This window comes from Nocardioides ureilyticus (genome assembly GCF_051280745.1).
Lineage (GTDB): Bacteria > Actinomycetota > Actinomycetes > Propionibacteriales > Nocardioidaceae > Nocardioides.
Genome location: NZ_JBNCOG010000017.1, coordinates 24178 through 39104 on the forward strand (window position 1 = coordinate 24178; position 14927 = coordinate 39104).

Consider the following 14927-nt stretch of genomic DNA (forward strand, 5'->3'; position numbering starts at 1 on the left):
ATGACCCCATGCGCCCCATGCTCGCCACCAAGGGCACCGCGGTGCCCGCCGGCGAGGAGTGGGCGCACGAGGTGAAGTGGGACGGCGTGCGCATCCTCGCCGACACCCCACGCGCCTCCGGCCGCACGCGGTTCTACTCCCGCAACGGCAACGACGTGACCGTCGCGTGGCCCGACCTGGCCGAGTCGCCGCTCGGCGACCGCGACCTGCTCGTGGACGGCGAGGTCATCGCCCTCAACGAGTCCGGGCTGCCGGACTTCCGGGTGCTCCAGGACCGGATGCACGTGCGCAAGGCCGCCTCCGCCGGCCGCCTCGCCGAGCGGGTCCCCGCGACCTTCATGGTCTTCGACCTGCTCCGGCTCGACGGCGAGGACCTCACCGACCGGCCGTTGGAGGAGCGCCGGGCCCGGCTGCTCGACGCCGGCCTGACCGGCTGGCAGGTCCCGGTGTCGTACGACGACGGGCAGATGCTCCACGACGCCACCCTCCAGCAGGGGCTCGAGGGGATCGTGAGCAAGCGCCGGTCCAGCCGCTACACCTTCGACACCCGCACGCCGCACTGGGTGAAGCTCGCGCACCGGCACCGGCTCTCCTACGTCGTCGGCGGCTGGCGGCCCACCGAGGGCACCGACCGGCTGGGCGCCCTGCTCGTCGGTGAGCCGACGCCCGAGGGGCTGCTCTACCGCGGACGTGTGGGGAGCGGGATCGGCGGCCGCGCGAGCGCCGCACTGACCGAGGCGCTGGCGCCGTACGTGCGGAGCGCCAGCCCGTTCGCCGACGAGGTGCCGCGAGTCGACTCGCTCGGCACCCGGTGGGTCGAGCCGGTCCTCGTCGTCGACGTGGACACCCACCACACCTCGCGGGCGCAGCGGCTCCGGCAGCCGTCGTACCAGGGGCTGCGCCCGGACCTCTCGCCCGAGGACCTCGGCCGATGAGCCCGGCGCAGGACAAGCAGGAGGTCCGGGTCGAGGTCGGGGGCCGGACGCTGCGGATTAGCAGCCTCGACAAGGTGCTCTACCCGGCCACCGGCACGACCAAGGGCGAGGTGCTCCACTACTACGCGCAGGTGGCGCCCACGCTGCTGCCGCACCTGGCCGACCGGGCCGTGACCCGGATCCGGTGGCCGCACGGCGTCGAGGACAGCAGCTTCTACGAGAAGAACGTGCCGCTCGGCGCGCCGTCCTGGGTGCGCACCGCCACGGTGCCGACCACCGGCAGCCGGGGGACCTCCCGCAACGGCGACTCCATCGTCTTCCCGGTCGTCGACGACCTCGCCACCCTCACCTGGCTGGTGAACCTCGCGGCGCTGGAGCTGCACGTCCACCAGTGGACGGTCGGCCGCAACGGCCGGCCCCGCAACGCCGACCGGCTCGTCATCGACCTCGACCCCGGTGCCCCGGCCGGCCTGCACGAGTGCTGCCAGGTCGCCCTGCTGGTGCGCGAGGAGCTCACCGGACGAGGCCTCGCCTGCCGTCCGGTGACCAGCGGGAGCAAGGGCCTGCACCTCTACGCCGACCTCCCGGGCCGGCTGCGGTCGGACGACTCGACGGCCCTGGCCAAGGAGGTCGCCGAGGCCCTCCAGCGGCGCCACCCGCGCGAGGTGACGGCGACGATGACCAAGGCGCGCCGCTCGGGGAAGGTCTTCCTGGACTGGTCGCAGAACGCCGCCTCGAAGACCACCGTGTCGCCGTACTCCCTGCGCGGCCGGGAGCAGCCCACGGTCGCCACGCCGGTCACCTGGGCCGAGGTGGAGGAGGGTGCCGAGGACGTCGAGGGTCTCCGCCAGTTCCGGTACGACGAGGTGCTGGACCGCATCGCCGAGCAGGGCGACCTCTTCGCCGCCGGGTAGCAACCGGCGTGCCCGCGCCGGACCTGCGCTGGTGGGTGAGGCGAGCGTCACCGTCGTCGACGGCCGGTCGTCCGGGTGCGCCCCTATGCTTCCAAGCATGGCTCACCGCGTGTTGGTCGTCGAGGACCAGGAGGACATCGCGTTCCCCCTGGTCCGGACGCTCGAGCGCGAGGGGTACGACGTCTTCTGGGTGGACTCCGGGGAGAAGGCGCTCGTCGAGCTGGTGAGCCGCCCGGCCGACCTGGTCATCCTCGACCTCGGGCTGCCCGACGTCGACGGGCTGGAGGTGTGCCGCCGGGCCCGCGAGGGCGGCTTCGACGGCGGCATCATGATCGTCACCGCCCGCGCCGGTGAGCTCGACCGCGTCGTGGGCCTCGACTACGGCGCGGACGACTACCTCGTCAAGCCCTTCGGGCTCGCCGAGCTGCAGGCGCGGGTGCGGGCGCTGCTGCGCCGCACGGTCTCCTCGCGCTCGACGCCGCCGGTCGCGGGGATGCTGCGGATCGACGTCGCCGCTCGACGGGTCTACTCCGGCGAGGACGAGGTCCCGCTCACCGGGAAGGAGTTCGACGTCCTGAGCATCCTCGCCGCCAACCGCGACAAGGTCGTCTCCCGCGACCGGCTGATGGCCGACGTGTGGGACGAGAACTGGTACGGCTCCACCAAGACCCTCGACGTCACCATCGGACGGCTGCGGCAGAAGCTGGAGAGCCAGGGCGTCTCCGACAAGGTGGTCGCGGTGCGCGGCGTCGGCTTCCGGCTCGAGGGCGCGGCGCCCGGCGCCTGAGCCCCGCGTCTGAGCCCTGTGTCTGAACCCAGCCCGCGTCAGGCCGGGACGGCGAGGAAGTCGGCCACCAGCCGGTTCACCTCGGCCGGCCGCTCGAGCTGCAGGAAGTGTCCGGCGCCGTCCACCATCACGGCCCCGGCGCCGCGGGCCATGGCCGGGTGCAGGCAGCCGTCCTGCGCGCCGTGCAGGAGCAGCGACGGCACGACCGGGGTGCCGGCCCAGGTGCGGTGCCAGTCGCGGTAGGCGCCGCGGACCCGCCACGGCCGGGCGAGGTCGCGGTAGTAGCCGAGGGCGGCCGATCGGTGCTCGGGCGCGCCCAGCGACGCGTGGACCAGCGCGAGGTCGTCGGAGGCGTCGTACCGGGGGCTCCACGTGCGCCACAGGTGGTGCACCAGCCGCTCGAAGAGGCGCTCGGGCAGGGCCGGCAGCTGGTTGAAGGCGATGTACCAGCTCATCCGCGCCTGCCGCGCGAGGGTCAGGGGACCGCCCGACACCGCGGGGAGCGGCGGGACTGCCATGGCGACGACCTTGGCGTACGGCGAGGCCGGGTGGGCCCCGAGCGCGTTGGCCGTGATCGCGCCCCAGTCGTGGCCGACCAGGACCGCGCGCTCGTCGCCCCCGAGGACGTCGTGGACTCCGACGGCGTCGGCCATCAGCGCGGCGACGTGGTGGTCGCCGTCGCGGGGGAGCGTCGAGGGGGCGTAGCCGCGGGTGTGGGGCGCCACCACCCGCCAGCCCCGCTCGGCCAGGTGCGGGCCGAGGTGGCGCCAGGTCCAGGCCGTGTCGGGGAAGCCGTGCAGGAGCACGGCCAGCGGGCCGTCCTCGGGTCCCCAGGAGAGGCAGGAGAGCGTCACGGCGGGCAGCCGCACCTCGACCGTGCGCGGCAGCTGCACGTCGGGTGGGGGCCCGTCGGGCGGGGAGGTCGGCCGGGGCGCCACGGGGTCAGGCTAGGGGTCGGCTCAGGGGTGCGGTAGGGGTGGCGCCAGTGCCGCTCCCGGATGCCGAGGGGGTCCCGGCGGCGGGAGGGTCGGAGACATGATCAGAGTCGAAGCGCTCACCAAGACCTACGGCCCCTACCGGGCCGTCGACGACGTCACCTTCACCGCGGAGAGCGGTCGGGTGACCGGCTTCCTGGGCCCGAACGGCGCGGGGAAGTCGACCACCATGCGGGTGATGGTGGGGCTGACCCCGCCGACGAGCGGGTCGGTCACCATCGACGGCCGCCGGTTCGCCGACCTGCCGAACCCCGGCCTGGAGGTCGGGGTCCTCCTCGACGCCTCGGCGCAGCACGCCGGCCGGACCGGCCGCGAGATCCTCGTCCTCGCCCAGGAGACGATGGGCCTGCCGCGCCAGCGGGTGGACGAGATGCTCGAGCTGGTGAGCCTGACGCCCACCGAGGCCGGCCGCCGGGTGAAGGACTACTCGCTCGGCATGCGCCAGCGGCTCGGCATCGCCACCGCCCTCATCGGCGACCCGGGGGTGCTCATCCTCGACGAGCCGGCCAACGGGCTCGACCCGGCCGGCATCCGCTGGATGCGGGACCTGCTGCGCGGGTACGCCGACCGCGGCGGCACGGTCCTGCTCTCCTCGCACCTGCTCCACGAGATCGAGGTGGTCGCCGACGACCTGGTCGTCATCGGCCAGGGACGGATCGTCGCGCAGGGGACCAAGGCCGAGCTGCTCGCCTCGGCCGGCACGCTCGTGCGCGCCCACGCCGTCGACGACCTGGCCCGGGCGCTGACCGGCTCGGGGCACACGGTGGCCCGGGCCGGGTCCGGCGCGCTGCGCGTCGACGCCGACGCCGAGGTGGTCGGCAAGGTCGCCCACGCCGCCGACGTACCCCTGCTCGAGCTGCGCGCCGCCGACGGCGCCGGCCTGGAGGAGATGTTCCTCGAGCTCACCGCAGAGACCCAACGTGAAGGAGCCCCCGCATGACCGCCGCCACCCTGACCCCGCCGCTGACCCCGCCGCCGCTGGCGGCACGGCCGGCGCCCGCGCCGATCCCGCTGCGCCGGCTGGCGAAGGTCGAGCTGCGCAAGATGTTCGACACCCGCTCGGGGTTCTGGCTGATGGCCAGCATCGGCATCGTCGCGCTCCTCGCCACGGGGGCGACGATCCTGTTCGCGCCCGACGACGCGATCACCTACGGGAACTTCGCGACGGCGATCGGCTTCCCGATGGCGGTCATCCTGCCGATCATCGCCATCCTCCTCGTCACCGGCGAGTGGAGCCAGCGCAACGGGCTGACGACGTTCACGCTCGTGCCGCACCGCGGCCGCGTCGTGCTCGTGAAGGCGCTCGTCGCCGTGGCCGTCGGCGTCGTGTCGATGGCGGTGGCCGGTCTCGTGGGCGCCGGCGGCAACCTGCTCGGGTCGGCGGTCAACGGCACCGACGCCGTCTGGGACGTCTCGGCGCTGGAGTTCTGCTACATCGTGCTCGGCAACGTCCTCGGCCTCCTCATCGGCTTCATGCTCGGTGTGGTGATCCGCTCGTCCGCGGCCGCGGTCACGGGCTACTTCATCTACTCCGCGTTGCTGCCGACGGTCTTCGGGATGCTCGCGCAGTTCCAGGAGTGGTTCGCCGACCTGCAGCCGTGGGTCGACTTCATCTACGCCCAGGGGGCTCTCTTCGGCGGGGAGGTGACCGGGGAGCAGTGGGCCCAGCTCGCGGTCACCGGCCTCGTGTGGCTGGTGCTGCCCACCGCCTACGGCGTCTGGCGGGTGCTGCGGTCCGAGGTCAAGTGACCTGGTGACCTGGTGACGCGGTGGCTCACCCGAATCGTTCGATTGAACGATTCGGGTGGGCCTCGTCGTCGGTACACGTGCGAGGGCCCCACCAGAACCGTTCAACTGCGCGGTTGTGGTGGGCGCGGAACCGGGCCCGGGCCCGGGGTGGGGTCAGGGACGTGCGTGGATCGGCTGAACCTTCGTCGTCGTGGTCGGCGGAGATGAGAAGGTGCCCACGTGGACGTCCAACGGCTGCTCCTTCTCTTGACCTCGCTGCTCCTGGTCCTCACCGGTCCGCCGGCCCTCGCGACGGCCGAGAGTGAGCCCGCGGAGGTGCAGCTGGTGCTCGAGGTGACCTCCGGCGAGACCGACGACGCCTTGGGCGCCCGACTGGAGGCGACGCGGAACGGTGCGCCGGCGTCGGGTCTCACCGTGTCGTTCGAGCGCTCGGGACCGGAGGAGGAGTCCGACCGGGCGATGGCCACGACCGATTCCTCCGGAGTCGCGAGCTGGTCCTTCATGGTGGCCGGCGAGGGTCCGTTCGAGGTCACGGCGACCGTCACGGATCCCGCGGGGAACCGGGTCGGCGCGGCGGGGCCGGTCGAAGCACGTGCCTATCCGCCGACGTCGTGCCGCTGCACCCCGATCAGCCCGTGGCTGAAGGGCGTGGCCGCCGCCAACGGCGACGACCGGCTCGTGGTGTGGTACCAGCCCGGGGGCATCGCCCGTCTGATCCGGAGGGACGACACCGGCCGACGGGAGTGGGTCCGCCGCGGACCGCTGGACGCGAACGGGCGGCGGTCCTTCCGGGTCCGGGACCACAACGACCGGCGCCCGACGACGTACCAGGTCGTGGTCGTCCGCCCCGACGGCGTGCGGACGCTCACCAGGCGCGTGACCGTCCGCTGAGGCGTCGGTCAGCCGCGCTTCGATCCCCGCAGAGCCCTGCACTTTCGGCGACGGCGGTGAGAGGGTGTTCGGCATGGACGTCCGACGCCTGTTGCTGTTGCTGATGCTGCTGCCCCTGGTCATCGCCGGTCCGCCGGCGGCCGCGGCTGGGGGCGAGGAGCCGGTCGCGCTCGACCTGGTGCTCTCCTCCGTCCGTGCGGGGCAGGAGGCGACGGCCACGCTGACCGCCACCCGCGGCAGCGCCGGGGTCGAGGGCCTGGCTGTCGCCTTCGAGCACACCGGGCCCGCTCCGGACGAGTCCGGTTCGGGGAGCGCCACCACCGACGCCGACGGCCGCGCGAGCTACGTCGTCGCGATTCCCGAGGACGCCTCGGGGGAGCTCACCGTCCGCGCGGTCGTGACGGACGGCGAGGGCCGGGTGGTCGGCGAGGCGGGCCCGGTGAGCGGCTGGCCGTCCACGATCGTCTGCCGGTGCGGCCCCGGGCTGAAGGCGAGGAACGTGAACGGCGGCACCGACTGGGTGAAGGTCGGGCGCGCCGAGCCGGGGACCAAGGTCAAGCTCTTCCGTGTCCACGACAACGGTCGCCGCACGCTGGTCCGCCGCGGCACCATGGGTGACCTCGGACAGAAGATCTTCCTGCTGCCGGACCGGGCGCGGCGGCACGAGCGCACCTTCCAGGCGGTCCTCCGGCTGCCGGACGGCATGCGGGGCGTCACCGCGCGGGTCTCGATCCGCTGACCGGGCCGTCGGCTCAGGGGCCGTCCACGCCGGAGACCGCGGACCCGGTGGCGCCGACCGAGGGGCGGTCCGGTGACCCGGGGAAGGTCAGCGGCAGCTCCAACGGTGCGGTGAGCCGGACCGTGACCCGGTCGGTGCGGGGGTCGACGCTCACGGAGTGCCGCAGCCCGGGGTAGCGCTGGTGGGCGCCGACGTCGCGGAGGTAGTCGCGCACCGCTGCCGCCGCTTGGGCGGCGGTCACCTCGAGCCGTCCCTCGGGCACGCCACCGTGGTAGATGTCGACCCCGGTCGCTCCCAGGTCCGCTCCGTGGAGGGCCGCGCCGTCGGCCAGCGTGCTGAGGCCCTGCCGCTGGAGGTACGCCGCGGTGGCGTCGACGACGACCGCCACCGCGATGGCGAGGAAGACGGCGAAGCCGACGATGAGCACGGTGACCTGTCCCTGCTCACTGCGCCGCCGCACCGGTCACCTCCTGGTACTGCCCGACCGGGACGGTGTGGGTCGCGTCCAGGGCGAAGCTGGGTGCCTGGCCGCCGAGGACGTCCGGCATCAACGGCAGGTCCACCCGTGACTCGACGCGCACGGTGATGACGGACGTGCCGCTGTGGCAGTCGGCGGGGTAGGGGGTGCAGCTGATCCGCAGCGTCAGGGGTGCTTCGGCGAGCCCCTGGTCGGCCAGGGCCTGGCGGGCCACCTGCTCGGCCTGCCGGGACCCTTCCGCGTCGGTCGGGGCGAGCGCGTAGGCGCGGGCGGCCGACCGCGCGGCCGCGCCGACGCCGAAGGCTCCGCGCTGCACCTCGAAGACGCTCAGGACGATCCAGAGCATGGGCACCAGCAGCAGGATCCCCAGCCACGTCACCTCGACGAGGGCGGTCCCGTCCTCGGTCGATGCTGGAGAACGCCGTTGTCCGAGCCGCCTCGTCATGGGGCGGCCTCCGTGCCGACGGGGGAGAGTGGTCGCTCCTCGACGGCCCGGCCGGTGACCTCGAGCTCCACGGTGGGCCCGCCGAGGCCGAGAGCGGGGACGCGGGCGCGAACGGTGATCGCGACCCCCGGCAGGCCGTCGACGAGCACCTGCCGGGCGTCGACGTCGCGGGCGAACCGGCCCGAGATCGCGCCGGTCACCTGCTCACGGGTGAGCGCCGCCCCGTCCGCGGGGCCGCGGCCGGCCGTCGCGGCGTACCGGGCGCCCTCCGAGGCCGCGGCGCTGAGGGTGTTGCGGACGAGGAGGACCAGGGAGACCTGGAGGATGCCGAGGAAGAGCGGCACCAGGACCACCAGCACCAGCACGAAGTCGACGACCGCGGCCCCGCGCTCCCGCGCGACCGCTCCGCCCACTACTGCACCTTGCTCAGCGCGCTGGTCAGCATCTGGGCGAGCTGGCGGTCGGCCACCTGCCAGATGATCGCCACCAGGCCTGCCGTCATCACCGTGACCGGTGGTCGAAGGCTCCTAGGTAAAGCCGAGGCGGCGGGCGGAGCGCTGGCGGGCGCGCGCTTCGCGGAGCCGGCGGAGACGGCGTACGACGAGCGGGTCGTGGACGAGCGCGTCGGCCTGGTCGATGATCCAGTTCAGGCGGGCGTAGTACCGGGTCGAGGTGAGACCGAAGCGCTCGCGGATGGCGGTCTCCTTGGCGCCGGAGTACTTCCACCACTGCCGCTCGAAGTCGAGCATCGCCAGGTCGGCGTCGGTCAGGTGCTCGTCGGTCATCGGTGCCGGCGTCGTCGTGTCGCTCATGGCCGGGAGGCTGCCACCAGGAGCCGACAGTTCGACCCATCGCGGGCCCGTTCCCAGGTACGGTGCCGCCATGAGTACGGACAAGGTGCTGCTGCGCGTGGCGCTCGTGGTGGCTCTCGCACTGGGTGTGCCGTCGATGGTGCTCGGTTACTCCGGCAACCAGGGGCTGGCCAGCATCGGCAACGTTCTCCTCCTGCTGGCGCTCCTGCTTGCTCTGCCCATCGCCGCCGCCGGCGTGATCGTTCGGGTGGCTCGGCGGAGCCGTCGTTCACCTAGCTAGCCGCGGCGACGAGGGTCGCCACCAGTCAGCCGGTCACCGGGAACGACGACAGCGCCCCGCCCACCGTGCTGGTGGACGGGGCGCTCCACGGGTCGGTGGGTCAGCAGTTGCCCCACATGCCGGCGTTCTTCGACTGCGCGGAGGCCTGGGCGGCGCGGTACTTCGCGACTCGCTTGAACGGCTTCCCGCCGTAGACGTAGACCTCGGCGTGGCCGCGCTTGACCTGCAGCCGGTTGACGTCGGTCTTCTTCTTCATCACGTATCGCAGCAGCCGGTTGTACCGGTCCTTGAGGTCCTGGGTCGGGTCGGAGACCAGCAACACCCGGGTCCGACGGGGGAGGATCTTCTTCGCCGACTTCGACGCCTCGGGGCCGCCGCACTGGACGCCGCCGTACACCTCGGGGGTGTCGATCCCGATCATCCGGACGCGGACCTTGGGGCCGCCGGGGATGAGCTTGACGTCGACGGTGTCGCCGTCGATGACCTTCACGACCTTCGCCTTCTGCTTCACCTGTGCGGGCTTGGGCTCGTCGCCGGGCGTCCCGCCACCGCCGCCGCCCTTGTCGGTGGAGCAGGGGCAAGGGTTGGACTCGCAGGCGATGCCGTCGTTGTCGCTGCCGTCCAGGCGGTGCGGGTCGTTCTGGGGGCCGCCGTTGTTGATGAAGAACTCCTGGGCGGCTGCCTGGGTGGCGAAGTCGCCGCAGTCCTTGTCCGCGGCGATCGCTGCCGAGGGCAGGGCGACGAGGCCGGCGAGCGCGAGGAACAGCGCGAGAACGAGCTGCGGGAGGCGGCTGATCACTTCTTCTCGCAGGCGATGCCGTCGTTGTCCCGGTCGAGGGTGCCGTTGTGGCCCTCGGCGAGCTTGTACTGCTTGGTGTTGCGGTAGAAGGTCGTGACCCTCGAGCCGCTGGTCTTGTCGACGGCGCCCTTGCGGCCGACGCCGTGGGGCCACTTCTTGTTGAGCTGGGTGCAGTTGTCGTGGATGCCGGTGGTGTGGGCCTCGGCCGGGATGGTGAGCGCGGTGCCGGCCAGCGCGAGCGCGGTGGCGGCGAGAGCAGCGCTGAGGCGCTTCGTGGTTCGCATGTGGTTCTCCGATTCGGTGGGCGCCTGGCTCGTGGTGGCGCTGCCCTGAGAAGGTAAATCGCTCGAGGAGCGTTCCTCAGCGGAACGGTGAAACCCGCCAGTGCGGCGGGGCGGGCGTCGGTGGCCGGACCTACCGTCACAAGGCATGGGTGCGAGCGACCGGGACCGGATGGACGTGCGGCGGCCGGTGCCGGTGTGGGTGGACCTGTCGACGCGGTTCGACCGGCTGCCGGCTCCGGGGGTCCTGCTGGAGTGGCGCCAGGTCGAGGGGCATCGTGGGCCGAGGTGGGAGGCGCTTACGACGTTCGCTGTCGGTGGCGGGGAGCTGCCGTGGTCGATGGAGACGAAGTGGGTGCGCGAGGCGTGTCTGCTGCCGATGGATCCACTGTTCCCCCCGGGGGCGGGCGTCGACGATGCCAGGGAGCAGTTCCCCTCGCCTGGGTGACAACGAAGGCTTAAGGTGCAGCCCATGCCTGAGATCGACTATGCCTTCCTGGCCGACTTCGCGAAGGTCGAGCCGACTGGCACGCTCACGGTCGTCGGGGCGAGCTACATGTTCGTGAACGCTCCTCAGCTGCCTACTGCCCACCGTCTGGCGATCGCAGGTCGGATCCGAGCCAGGGCGGACGACGGGACCGTGCCCATCCGTATCACCATCGCAGGTCCCGAGGGAACGTTCGAGATCGCCACCGAGGGCGAGTTGGACTCATCCACCGCGGAGCCCTACGGCGATGGCTATGTCGGGCTTCTCTTCGCTCTCGACCTGCAGGTGCCGCTGCCGGCTGCCGGTACCTACTGGGTTGAGGTGATGCTGACTGGCAGCGATGACCGTCGCCGTCTCGCTTTCGAGGTCCGCCACCGCGGGCCGGAGGCATGAAGTTACAGATCCGAGGACACCCTCGGAGACGGATGACGCAGCGGAAGATCAGCGAGGCCGACATCGAGTCGGCGATCACGAACGCTCACACCACGATCGGAAATGATTCGGCGGTCACCTACGTTGGGCCAGGTGTGAGCGGCGAAGACTTAAAGGTTTGGACACTGCCGCCCGGGTACGTTGACGGGACGACTACAGTCATCGTCAAGTCAGCAGCTTGGAAGAATCAGGAGGACCCCGCATGAGCATCGCCATCGAGGTGGACGCCGCTCTGCATGCCGCCTACATCAGGCTGTCGGACGACGAGGTTGCACGGACCGTCGAGTTCAGCGACCTCATCATGGTCGATCTCAACGAGTTCGGGGTGGCCGTTGGTATCGAGTTACTGGACGAAGGGGCGGTCCTGCCCTTCACGGAGCTTGTCAACGACTTCCACGTGCACAGCGACGTCGTCGAGATCCTTCGGCTCATCCGGCCGAGCGTCTCCTCGTACTTGAAGTTGACGCAGGGCAACGATGGCACTTCTGAGGTTCGGAGCGCTGCGGTCGTCTGACGTCTGTCCCAGAACGCCCCCTCCCACGACGTCGTGGGAGGGGGCGTTTCTCTCTGGGCCTCAGAGTGTGCCGACTGTCAGCCCGGGATGCTGTGAGGGTCGTTGCCGTAGCTGTTGCGCGCACCGATCCGGCCGTCGAGGTCGCGGATGAGGTGCTCGACCTGCCGATCCATCGCTTCAGCGCGGCCCTCGGCCACGGCTGTCTCCTTGATGTCGTACTCGCCAGCCAAGGTCTCGTGACCCTCGATCCGGTTGCGCCACTTCCCGTCCTCGTGGAATGTCTCCACGTCTCCTTCGGGCATGGGTCCTCCTGGTGGGTGGGATGAGCGCGCGGCCTCGCCTGGTGCTCATCCCCGAACCTGGGCGGGGTCGCCGCGCGTCGCGGTTGCAGGTGCCCGGGCTAGCTGGTCGGCATACGCCAGCCGCAAGGCGAGGGCTTGGGGGCTGGCTAGCTCGCTCGTCTCTGGCGTGCTGCCGCGCCGACGAAAGGGTTGGCTGTCTTGTGCGGTGGGGCACCGATCGAGCGGTCGGCCGTCTCGGCATGGGCTGGGCGTGGTCCGCGAGGGCCGTGGTGATGATCGAGGCCGTGCTGCAAAGCGGGGCAATCCTCCTCACATGCTGCGTGGCCTAGACCACGCCGAACTGGCGTGGCCTGCTCGCCCTCGTCTCGTTGCACCTGCGTCAAGAGGCCCGCCAGGGCCTGACGAGCGCGACGAACCTCGGGAGACGCGCATGCAGTCCGGAGTGACGACCACGGTGGTCGCCGAATCCGCGCTGGTCACCGTGACCGGCGAACTCGACATAGCCCTCGCGTCCACCCTGCGTGCCGATTTCCAGGGGGTCCTGGAGCAAGGTGTGGAGACGGTGCTGTTGGACATCAGCGGCGTGACCTTCGCCGACACCGCCGGTCTGGACGGACTGCTGTGGTGCAGGCAGAGGGCCGTCGGCGTGGGGGTCGGGTGCGGGCTGACCACTCCACCGCCGGCACTTCTCAGGCTGATGCAGGTCGCGAGGGCTGCCTCGATGAGTCGGGGCCCGCGGCTGTTCCGTCTGGTCCGCCGCCGCGCCTGAGTGACCGTTGGCCCACCTGCGGCCGGGCCTGCCTACCCGCGGCGGACGTCCTCGGCGAGCACCCACACGCCGGCGACCTGCATCCTCGGGTCGCCGACCCGGACGTAGACGTGGGTCTTCGTCCACCGCTGAGCGGTGCCAGGCAGGAGCTCTTCGCCATCGTGCTCGAACACCAGTCGGACGCGGACGGGGATCGGGTGCTCCTGGTCCTTGATGCCGCGGGCGTGGGGGCCGTCGTCGTCCTTGAGCGGCCAGCTGGTGTTGAGGACCTGCTGGATGCCGTCGATGCGGCGGCGGGACTCAACCACGGTGGGCGCGCCACCAGGAGGCGAGCAGTGCCGTGCCGGCGACGAAGGCGGTGACGACCAGGAGCCACTGCAGGGTGACGGGCATCTGCCGAGCGTAGACGCGACGAAGCCGCCCCGCCTCCCAGCGCGTGGCGGGAGGCGGGGCGGCAGTAGCGGTGGCGGTCAGCCGAACACGGACCGCCTGTGCAGCAGCATACGGACAGCGACGGCCGGCGCGGCCTGGCCGATGAGGGAGCCGACGCCGAGGCAGAGCACGGCGAGCGCGCGGCGGCTCATGGCTACCGAATCCCGGGCAGCGCGCCGAGGAGCGCGAGCAGCAGCAGGACGGCCACCACGGCGAGCACGATAGTGGCCAGTCGCGCGTCGGTGGCGCCCCGCTCGTCTCGCTCCGGCTGGGCCGCGAGGAAGGGCACGAAGCGGCGGAGGAAGGCCTCGACCTCCGGGATGGCCATGACGCGGGTAACGGCCGCTGCCGCGCCGAGGGCCACGACGACGAACGGAACGCCGTCCAGGTCGTAGCTGGTGGCCTCCTCGACGCCGCCGGCGATCAGGGGCGCCAGTGCGGCCAGACCCACCAGGGCCTGGAAGACGGTCCGGACGGTCGCGCGCCAGGGGCGGCGGACCTGGGTGGCGGAGGTGGTCATCGGTTCTCCTTCTTGCGGCGGGGCACCTTCACCCGGGCGGCGACGGCGCGGTGGTTGGACGTGCGCTTCTTGAGCGGGATCTGCTTCGAGGCGAACCGGAGCTCGCCGGTGATGAAGTGGGCGTCGACGTGGTGCACGCGCACCCGGGCCTGCAGCCGGCGGGCCATCGGCTGGGGCGTCTTGGTGTTGGCGTCGGTGGCCAGCCACACCGGGAGCGGGGACTGACGGATCCACTCGCCGAGGGCGGCGTCGTACTCCGGCCACCGCTCGCGCTCGCGCAGCGGGTGGCGGTGGGACGTGGCCAGGCGGACCTGCTGCCGGGAGCCCCAGCCGCCGACCACGACGTCCTGCCACGCGACCCCGCGGGCGAGGATCCCGCCGCCGGCCGGGGTGAGCTGCTGGTAGCCGTGGCCGAACCGCTGCGGCTCGTCGACGCCCTGCCCGATCGGCTTGACCTGGCGGCTGTCGTAGATGACGGCGACACCCTCACTGGCCTCGGTGCCCATGCGCTGCACGACGCCGTACCGGCCGGGGAGGTCGTCGGCGTAGTCGCGGCGCTTGCCCTCCTGCACGCCGATCCAGGCGGGTCGACGGCGGCGGAGGGTGGGCCAGACGTCGCTGGCGTGGTTGGCGAAGTCGTCGTTGAGTGTGACGCCCTCGATGATCCACCGGCGCAGCAGCCGCCACGGGTTCATCGCTTTGGCAGCCGGTCGAGCGTGGCGTTGATCTGCTTGCGGACGGCCTTGAGGTCGTCGATCTCGGCGTGCGCCTTGACCCGCTTCGGGTCGGCGTCGTCGAGCAGGGCGATGGCCTGTGAGACGGTCTGCGTCGACTCCACGAGGCGGTCGCGGGCGCGGGTGATCTTGTTCCGCACGGGCTTCGGCTCCGGCTTCTCGAAGGTGGCCCGGTACTCGGCCATCGTGAACACCGCGGGCGGCACCGGCCGGTGTGAGTCGTCCTCGAGGTTCGAGACCAGGCCGTCACGGCGGGCGTCGTACATCGCGATCTGCCGGAAGCCGGAGTCGGCGATGCCACGGCGGTTCTCCCGGAACTCGAAGATCAGGCCGACGTGTAGGTGGCCGGCCCAGACGCCGGGCCGGTACTCGCGGTGCCAGCCGATGAAGCCGATGTTCTTCAGCACCCGCAGCTTGTTCTCCGCGTCCCACTCGGCCAGGTCGACCATGCGGCCGTCGACGTGGGTGCCGGCCGACGCCTTGGCGCCACCGATGCCCTGCAGGATGGTGAGCTCGTAGCCGAGGCGTGCCTCGGCGATCTTCAGGGCGGCGATCGTGGCGTTGTCGAGCAGCTTCCCGCGGAAGATGCTGTGGCCGTAGGGATCGGGGATGGTCATCGTGCCTCCTTCTGG

At 71.9% G+C, this 14927-nt stretch carries 25 protein-coding genes; 13 read left to right on the plus strand and 12 right to left on the minus strand.

All coding sequences use genetic code 11. The features are described from left to right. Positions 1-8: 8 nt before the first annotated feature. The 3 genes from ligD (ACSMHG_RS11115) to ACSMHG_RS11125 all read left to right on the plus strand — a co-directional run bounded on the left by ligD (ACSMHG_RS11115) (position 9) and on the right by ACSMHG_RS11125 (position 2636). On the plus strand, positions 9-935 hold the full coding sequence (gene ligD, locus ACSMHG_RS11115) for a non-homologous end-joining DNA ligase (protein WP_435744824.1): 927 nt from the start codon (positions 9-11) through the stop codon (positions 933-935). Then, positions 932-1849, plus strand: coding sequence for a non-homologous end-joining DNA ligase (gene ligD / locus ACSMHG_RS11120; protein WP_435744827.1), 918 nt, complete (start codon positions 932-934; stop codon positions 1847-1849). Before ligD (ACSMHG_RS11115) ends, ligD (ACSMHG_RS11120) begins: the two co-directional genes overlap by 4 nt. A gap of 97 nt (positions 1850-1946) precedes the next feature. After that, a complete protein-coding gene (locus ACSMHG_RS11125) occupies positions 1947-2636 on the plus strand; it encodes a response regulator transcription factor (protein WP_435744829.1) in 690 nt (229 codons plus the stop codon). Positions 2637-2674: 38 nt separating this feature from the next. Here ACSMHG_RS11125 and ACSMHG_RS11130 read toward each other — a convergent pair whose 3' ends face one another. Then, on the minus strand, positions 2675-3574 hold the full coding sequence (locus ACSMHG_RS11130) for an alpha/beta fold hydrolase (RefSeq protein WP_435744832.1): 900 nt from the start codon (positions 3572-3574) through the stop codon (positions 2675-2677). Positions 3575-3671: 97 nt separating this feature from the next. Here ACSMHG_RS11130 and ACSMHG_RS11135 point away from each other — a divergent pair, with 97 nt between their 5' ends. From ACSMHG_RS11135 to ACSMHG_RS11150, 4 genes are all read left to right on the plus strand, one after another. Continuing rightward, on the plus strand, positions 3672-4571 hold the full coding sequence (locus ACSMHG_RS11135; protein WP_435744834.1) for an ABC transporter ATP-binding protein: 900 nt from the start codon (positions 3672-3674) through the stop codon (positions 4569-4571). Continuing rightward, complete coding sequence (locus ACSMHG_RS11140; RefSeq protein WP_435744837.1) at positions 4568-5380, plus strand: ABC transporter permease; 813 nt, start codon at positions 4568-4570, stop codon at positions 5378-5380. The genes ACSMHG_RS11135 and ACSMHG_RS11140 overlap by 4 nt, the downstream gene beginning before the upstream one ends. 219 nt (positions 5381-5599) lie before the next feature. Further along, positions 5600-6271: a hypothetical protein gene (locus tag ACSMHG_RS11145; protein ID WP_435744839.1), complete on the plus strand. Its 672-nt coding sequence runs from the start codon at positions 5600-5602 to the stop codon at positions 6269-6271. Positions 6272-6344: 73 nt separating this feature from the next. Beyond that, complete coding sequence (locus ACSMHG_RS11150) at positions 6345-7010, plus strand: Ig-like domain-containing protein (RefSeq protein ID WP_435744841.1); 666 nt, start codon at positions 6345-6347, stop codon at positions 7008-7010. Between the two features lie 13 nt (positions 7011-7023). Here the strand turns inward: ACSMHG_RS11150 and ACSMHG_RS11155 are convergent, their stop codons facing one another. The 4 genes from ACSMHG_RS11155 to ACSMHG_RS11170 form a co-directional block, all read right to left on the minus strand. Further along, a complete protein-coding gene (locus ACSMHG_RS11155) occupies positions 7024-7470 on the minus strand; it encodes a pilus assembly protein TadG-related protein (protein ID WP_435744842.1) in 447 nt (148 codons plus the stop codon). Continuing rightward, positions 7454-7933 (minus strand): hypothetical protein, encoded by a 480-nt coding sequence (locus ACSMHG_RS11160; protein ID WP_435744845.1) that lies wholly within the window; start codon positions 7931-7933, stop codon positions 7454-7456. Before ACSMHG_RS11160 ends, ACSMHG_RS11155 begins: the two co-directional genes overlap by 17 nt. Beyond that, a complete protein-coding gene (locus tag ACSMHG_RS11165) occupies positions 7930-8346 on the minus strand; it encodes a TadE/TadG family type IV pilus assembly protein (protein WP_435744847.1) in 417 nt (138 codons plus the stop codon). The genes ACSMHG_RS11160 and ACSMHG_RS11165 overlap by 4 nt, the downstream gene beginning before the upstream one ends. 114 nt (positions 8347-8460) lie before the next feature. Next, positions 8461-8745, minus strand: a complete 285-nt coding sequence (locus ACSMHG_RS11170; protein WP_435744849.1) for a DUF3263 domain-containing protein — start codon at positions 8743-8745, stop codon at positions 8461-8463. 70 nt (positions 8746-8815) lie between these two features. On the opposite strand from ACSMHG_RS11170, the gene ACSMHG_RS11175 reads away from it, so the two are divergent. Next, complete coding sequence (locus tag ACSMHG_RS11175; protein ID WP_435744851.1) at positions 8816-9025, plus strand: hypothetical protein; 210 nt, start codon at positions 8816-8818, stop codon at positions 9023-9025. A gap of 100 nt (positions 9026-9125) precedes the next feature. On the opposite strand, the gene ACSMHG_RS11180 is transcribed toward ACSMHG_RS11175, so the two are convergent. After that, a complete protein-coding gene (locus ACSMHG_RS11180) occupies positions 9126-9824 on the minus strand; it encodes a thermonuclease family protein (protein ID WP_435744853.1) in 699 nt (232 codons plus the stop codon). Continuing rightward, positions 9821-10108: an excalibur calcium-binding domain-containing protein gene (locus tag ACSMHG_RS11185; protein WP_435744855.1), complete on the minus strand. Its 288-nt coding sequence runs from the start codon at positions 10106-10108 to the stop codon at positions 9821-9823. Before ACSMHG_RS11185 ends, ACSMHG_RS11180 begins: the two co-directional genes overlap by 4 nt. Positions 10109-10253: 145 nt before the next feature. Here ACSMHG_RS11185 and ACSMHG_RS11190 point away from each other — a divergent pair, with 145 nt between their 5' ends. The 4 genes from ACSMHG_RS11190 to ACSMHG_RS11205 are packed head-to-tail and all read left to right on the plus strand — an operon-like array spanning position 10254 to position 11538. Continuing rightward, positions 10254-10553, plus strand: a complete 300-nt coding sequence (locus ACSMHG_RS11190; RefSeq protein WP_435744857.1) for a hypothetical protein — start codon at positions 10254-10256, stop codon at positions 10551-10553. A 24-nt stretch (positions 10554-10577) separates the two neighbouring features. Beyond that, positions 10578-10985 carry a DUF6941 family protein gene (locus ACSMHG_RS11195; RefSeq protein WP_435744859.1) on the plus strand — a complete coding sequence of 136 codons (408 nt, stop codon included), beginning with the start codon at positions 10578-10580 and terminating at the stop codon, positions 10983-10985. 32 nt (positions 10986-11017) lie between these two features. Then, positions 11018-11230 (plus strand): hypothetical protein, encoded by a 213-nt coding sequence (locus ACSMHG_RS11200; RefSeq protein WP_435744862.1) that lies wholly within the window; start codon positions 11018-11020, stop codon positions 11228-11230. Next, the gene (locus tag ACSMHG_RS11205) at positions 11227-11538 is read left to right on the plus strand and encodes a DUF2283 domain-containing protein (RefSeq protein WP_435744864.1); all 312 of its coding nucleotides are present in this window, start codon (positions 11227-11229) and stop codon (positions 11536-11538) included. The genes ACSMHG_RS11200 and ACSMHG_RS11205 overlap by 4 nt, the downstream gene beginning before the upstream one ends. A 77-nt stretch (positions 11539-11615) precedes the next feature. Here ACSMHG_RS11205 and ACSMHG_RS11210 read toward each other — a convergent pair whose 3' ends face one another. Further along, the gene (locus ACSMHG_RS11210) at positions 11616-11840 is read right to left on the minus strand and encodes a DUF2188 domain-containing protein (protein WP_435744866.1); all 225 of its coding nucleotides are present in this window, start codon (positions 11838-11840) and stop codon (positions 11616-11618) included. 430 nt (positions 11841-12270) lie between these two features. On the opposite strand from ACSMHG_RS11210, the gene ACSMHG_RS11215 reads away from it, so the two are divergent. Beyond that, positions 12271-12609 (plus strand): STAS domain-containing protein, encoded by a 339-nt coding sequence (locus ACSMHG_RS11215; RefSeq protein ID WP_435744868.1) that lies wholly within the window; start codon positions 12271-12273, stop codon positions 12607-12609. A gap of 32 nt (positions 12610-12641) precedes the next feature. Here ACSMHG_RS11215 and ACSMHG_RS11220 read toward each other — a convergent pair whose 3' ends face one another. The 4 genes from ACSMHG_RS11220 to ACSMHG_RS11235 form a co-directional block, all read right to left on the minus strand. Then, complete coding sequence (locus ACSMHG_RS11220; protein WP_435744870.1) at positions 12642-12917, minus strand: hypothetical protein; 276 nt, start codon at positions 12915-12917, stop codon at positions 12642-12644. A gap of 278 nt (positions 12918-13195) precedes the next feature. Next, positions 13196-13561, minus strand: coding sequence for a hypothetical protein (locus ACSMHG_RS11225; protein WP_435744872.1), 366 nt, complete (start codon positions 13559-13561; stop codon positions 13196-13198). Next, positions 13558-14256, minus strand: coding sequence for a hypothetical protein (locus tag ACSMHG_RS11230; RefSeq protein WP_435744875.1), 699 nt, complete (start codon positions 14254-14256; stop codon positions 13558-13560). Before ACSMHG_RS11230 ends, ACSMHG_RS11225 begins: the two co-directional genes overlap by 4 nt. After that, positions 14253-14912 carry a hypothetical protein gene (locus tag ACSMHG_RS11235; protein WP_435744877.1) on the minus strand — a complete coding sequence of 220 codons (660 nt, stop codon included), beginning with the start codon at positions 14910-14912 and terminating at the stop codon, positions 14253-14255. Before ACSMHG_RS11235 ends, ACSMHG_RS11230 begins: the two co-directional genes overlap by 4 nt. Positions 14913-14927 lie beyond the last annotated feature (15 nt).

Bases quoted from the DNA above. Each gene is read 5' to 3' on its own strand.
- ACSMHG_RS11170 (WP_435744849.1), bottom strand. From the start codon at position 8,745: ATGAGCGACACGACGACGCCGGCACCGATGACCGACGAGCACCTGACC.
- ACSMHG_RS11135 (WP_435744834.1), top strand. From the start codon at position 3,672: ATGATCAGAGTCGAAGCGCTCACCAAGACCTACGGCCCCTACCGGGCC.
- ACSMHG_RS11235 (WP_435744877.1), bottom strand. From the start codon at position 14,912: ATGACCATCCCCGATCCCTACGGCCACAGCATCTTCCGCGGGAAGCTG.
- ACSMHG_RS11200 (WP_435744862.1), top strand. From the start codon at position 11,018: ATGACGCAGCGGAAGATCAGCGAGGCCGACATCGAGTCGGCGATCACG.
- ACSMHG_RS11225 (WP_435744872.1), bottom strand. From the start codon at position 13,561: ATGACCACCTCCGCCACCCAGGTCCGCCGCCCCTGGCGCGCGACCGTC.
- ACSMHG_RS11175 (WP_435744851.1), top strand. From the start codon at position 8,816: ATGAGTACGGACAAGGTGCTGCTGCGCGTGGCGCTCGTGGTGGCTCTC.
- ACSMHG_RS11230 (WP_435744875.1), bottom strand. From the start codon at position 14,256: ATGAACCCGTGGCGGCTGCTGCGCCGGTGGATCATCGAGGGCGTCACA.
- ACSMHG_RS11185 (WP_435744855.1), bottom strand. From the start codon at position 10,108: ATGCGAACCACGAAGCGCCTCAGCGCTGCTCTCGCCGCCACCGCGCTC.
- ligD (WP_435744824.1), top strand. From the start codon at position 9: ATGCGCCCCATGCTCGCCACCAAGGGCACCGCGGTGCCCGCCGGCGAG.
- ACSMHG_RS11215 (WP_435744868.1), top strand. From the start codon at position 12,271: ATGCAGTCCGGAGTGACGACCACGGTGGTCGCCGAATCCGCGCTGGTC.
- ACSMHG_RS11160 (WP_435744845.1), bottom strand. From the start codon at position 7,933: ATGACGAGGCGGCTCGGACAACGGCGTTCTCCAGCATCGACCGAGGAC.
- ACSMHG_RS11125 (WP_435744829.1), top strand. From the start codon at position 1,947: ATGGCTCACCGCGTGTTGGTCGTCGAGGACCAGGAGGACATCGCGTTC.
- ACSMHG_RS11210 (WP_435744866.1), bottom strand. From the start codon at position 11,840: ATGCCCGAAGGAGACGTGGAGACATTCCACGAGGACGGGAAGTGGCGC.
- ACSMHG_RS11205 (WP_435744864.1), top strand. From the start codon at position 11,227: ATGAGCATCGCCATCGAGGTGGACGCCGCTCTGCATGCCGCCTACATC.
- ACSMHG_RS11195 (WP_435744859.1), top strand. From the start codon at position 10,578: ATGCCTGAGATCGACTATGCCTTCCTGGCCGACTTCGCGAAGGTCGAG.
- ACSMHG_RS11190 (WP_435744857.1), top strand. From the start codon at position 10,254: ATGGGTGCGAGCGACCGGGACCGGATGGACGTGCGGCGGCCGGTGCCG.
- ligD (WP_435744827.1), top strand. From the start codon at position 932: ATGAGCCCGGCGCAGGACAAGCAGGAGGTCCGGGTCGAGGTCGGGGGC.
- ACSMHG_RS11140 (WP_435744837.1), top strand. From the start codon at position 4,568: ATGACCGCCGCCACCCTGACCCCGCCGCTGACCCCGCCGCCGCTGGCG.
- ACSMHG_RS11150 (WP_435744841.1), top strand. From the start codon at position 6,345: ATGGACGTCCGACGCCTGTTGCTGTTGCTGATGCTGCTGCCCCTGGTC.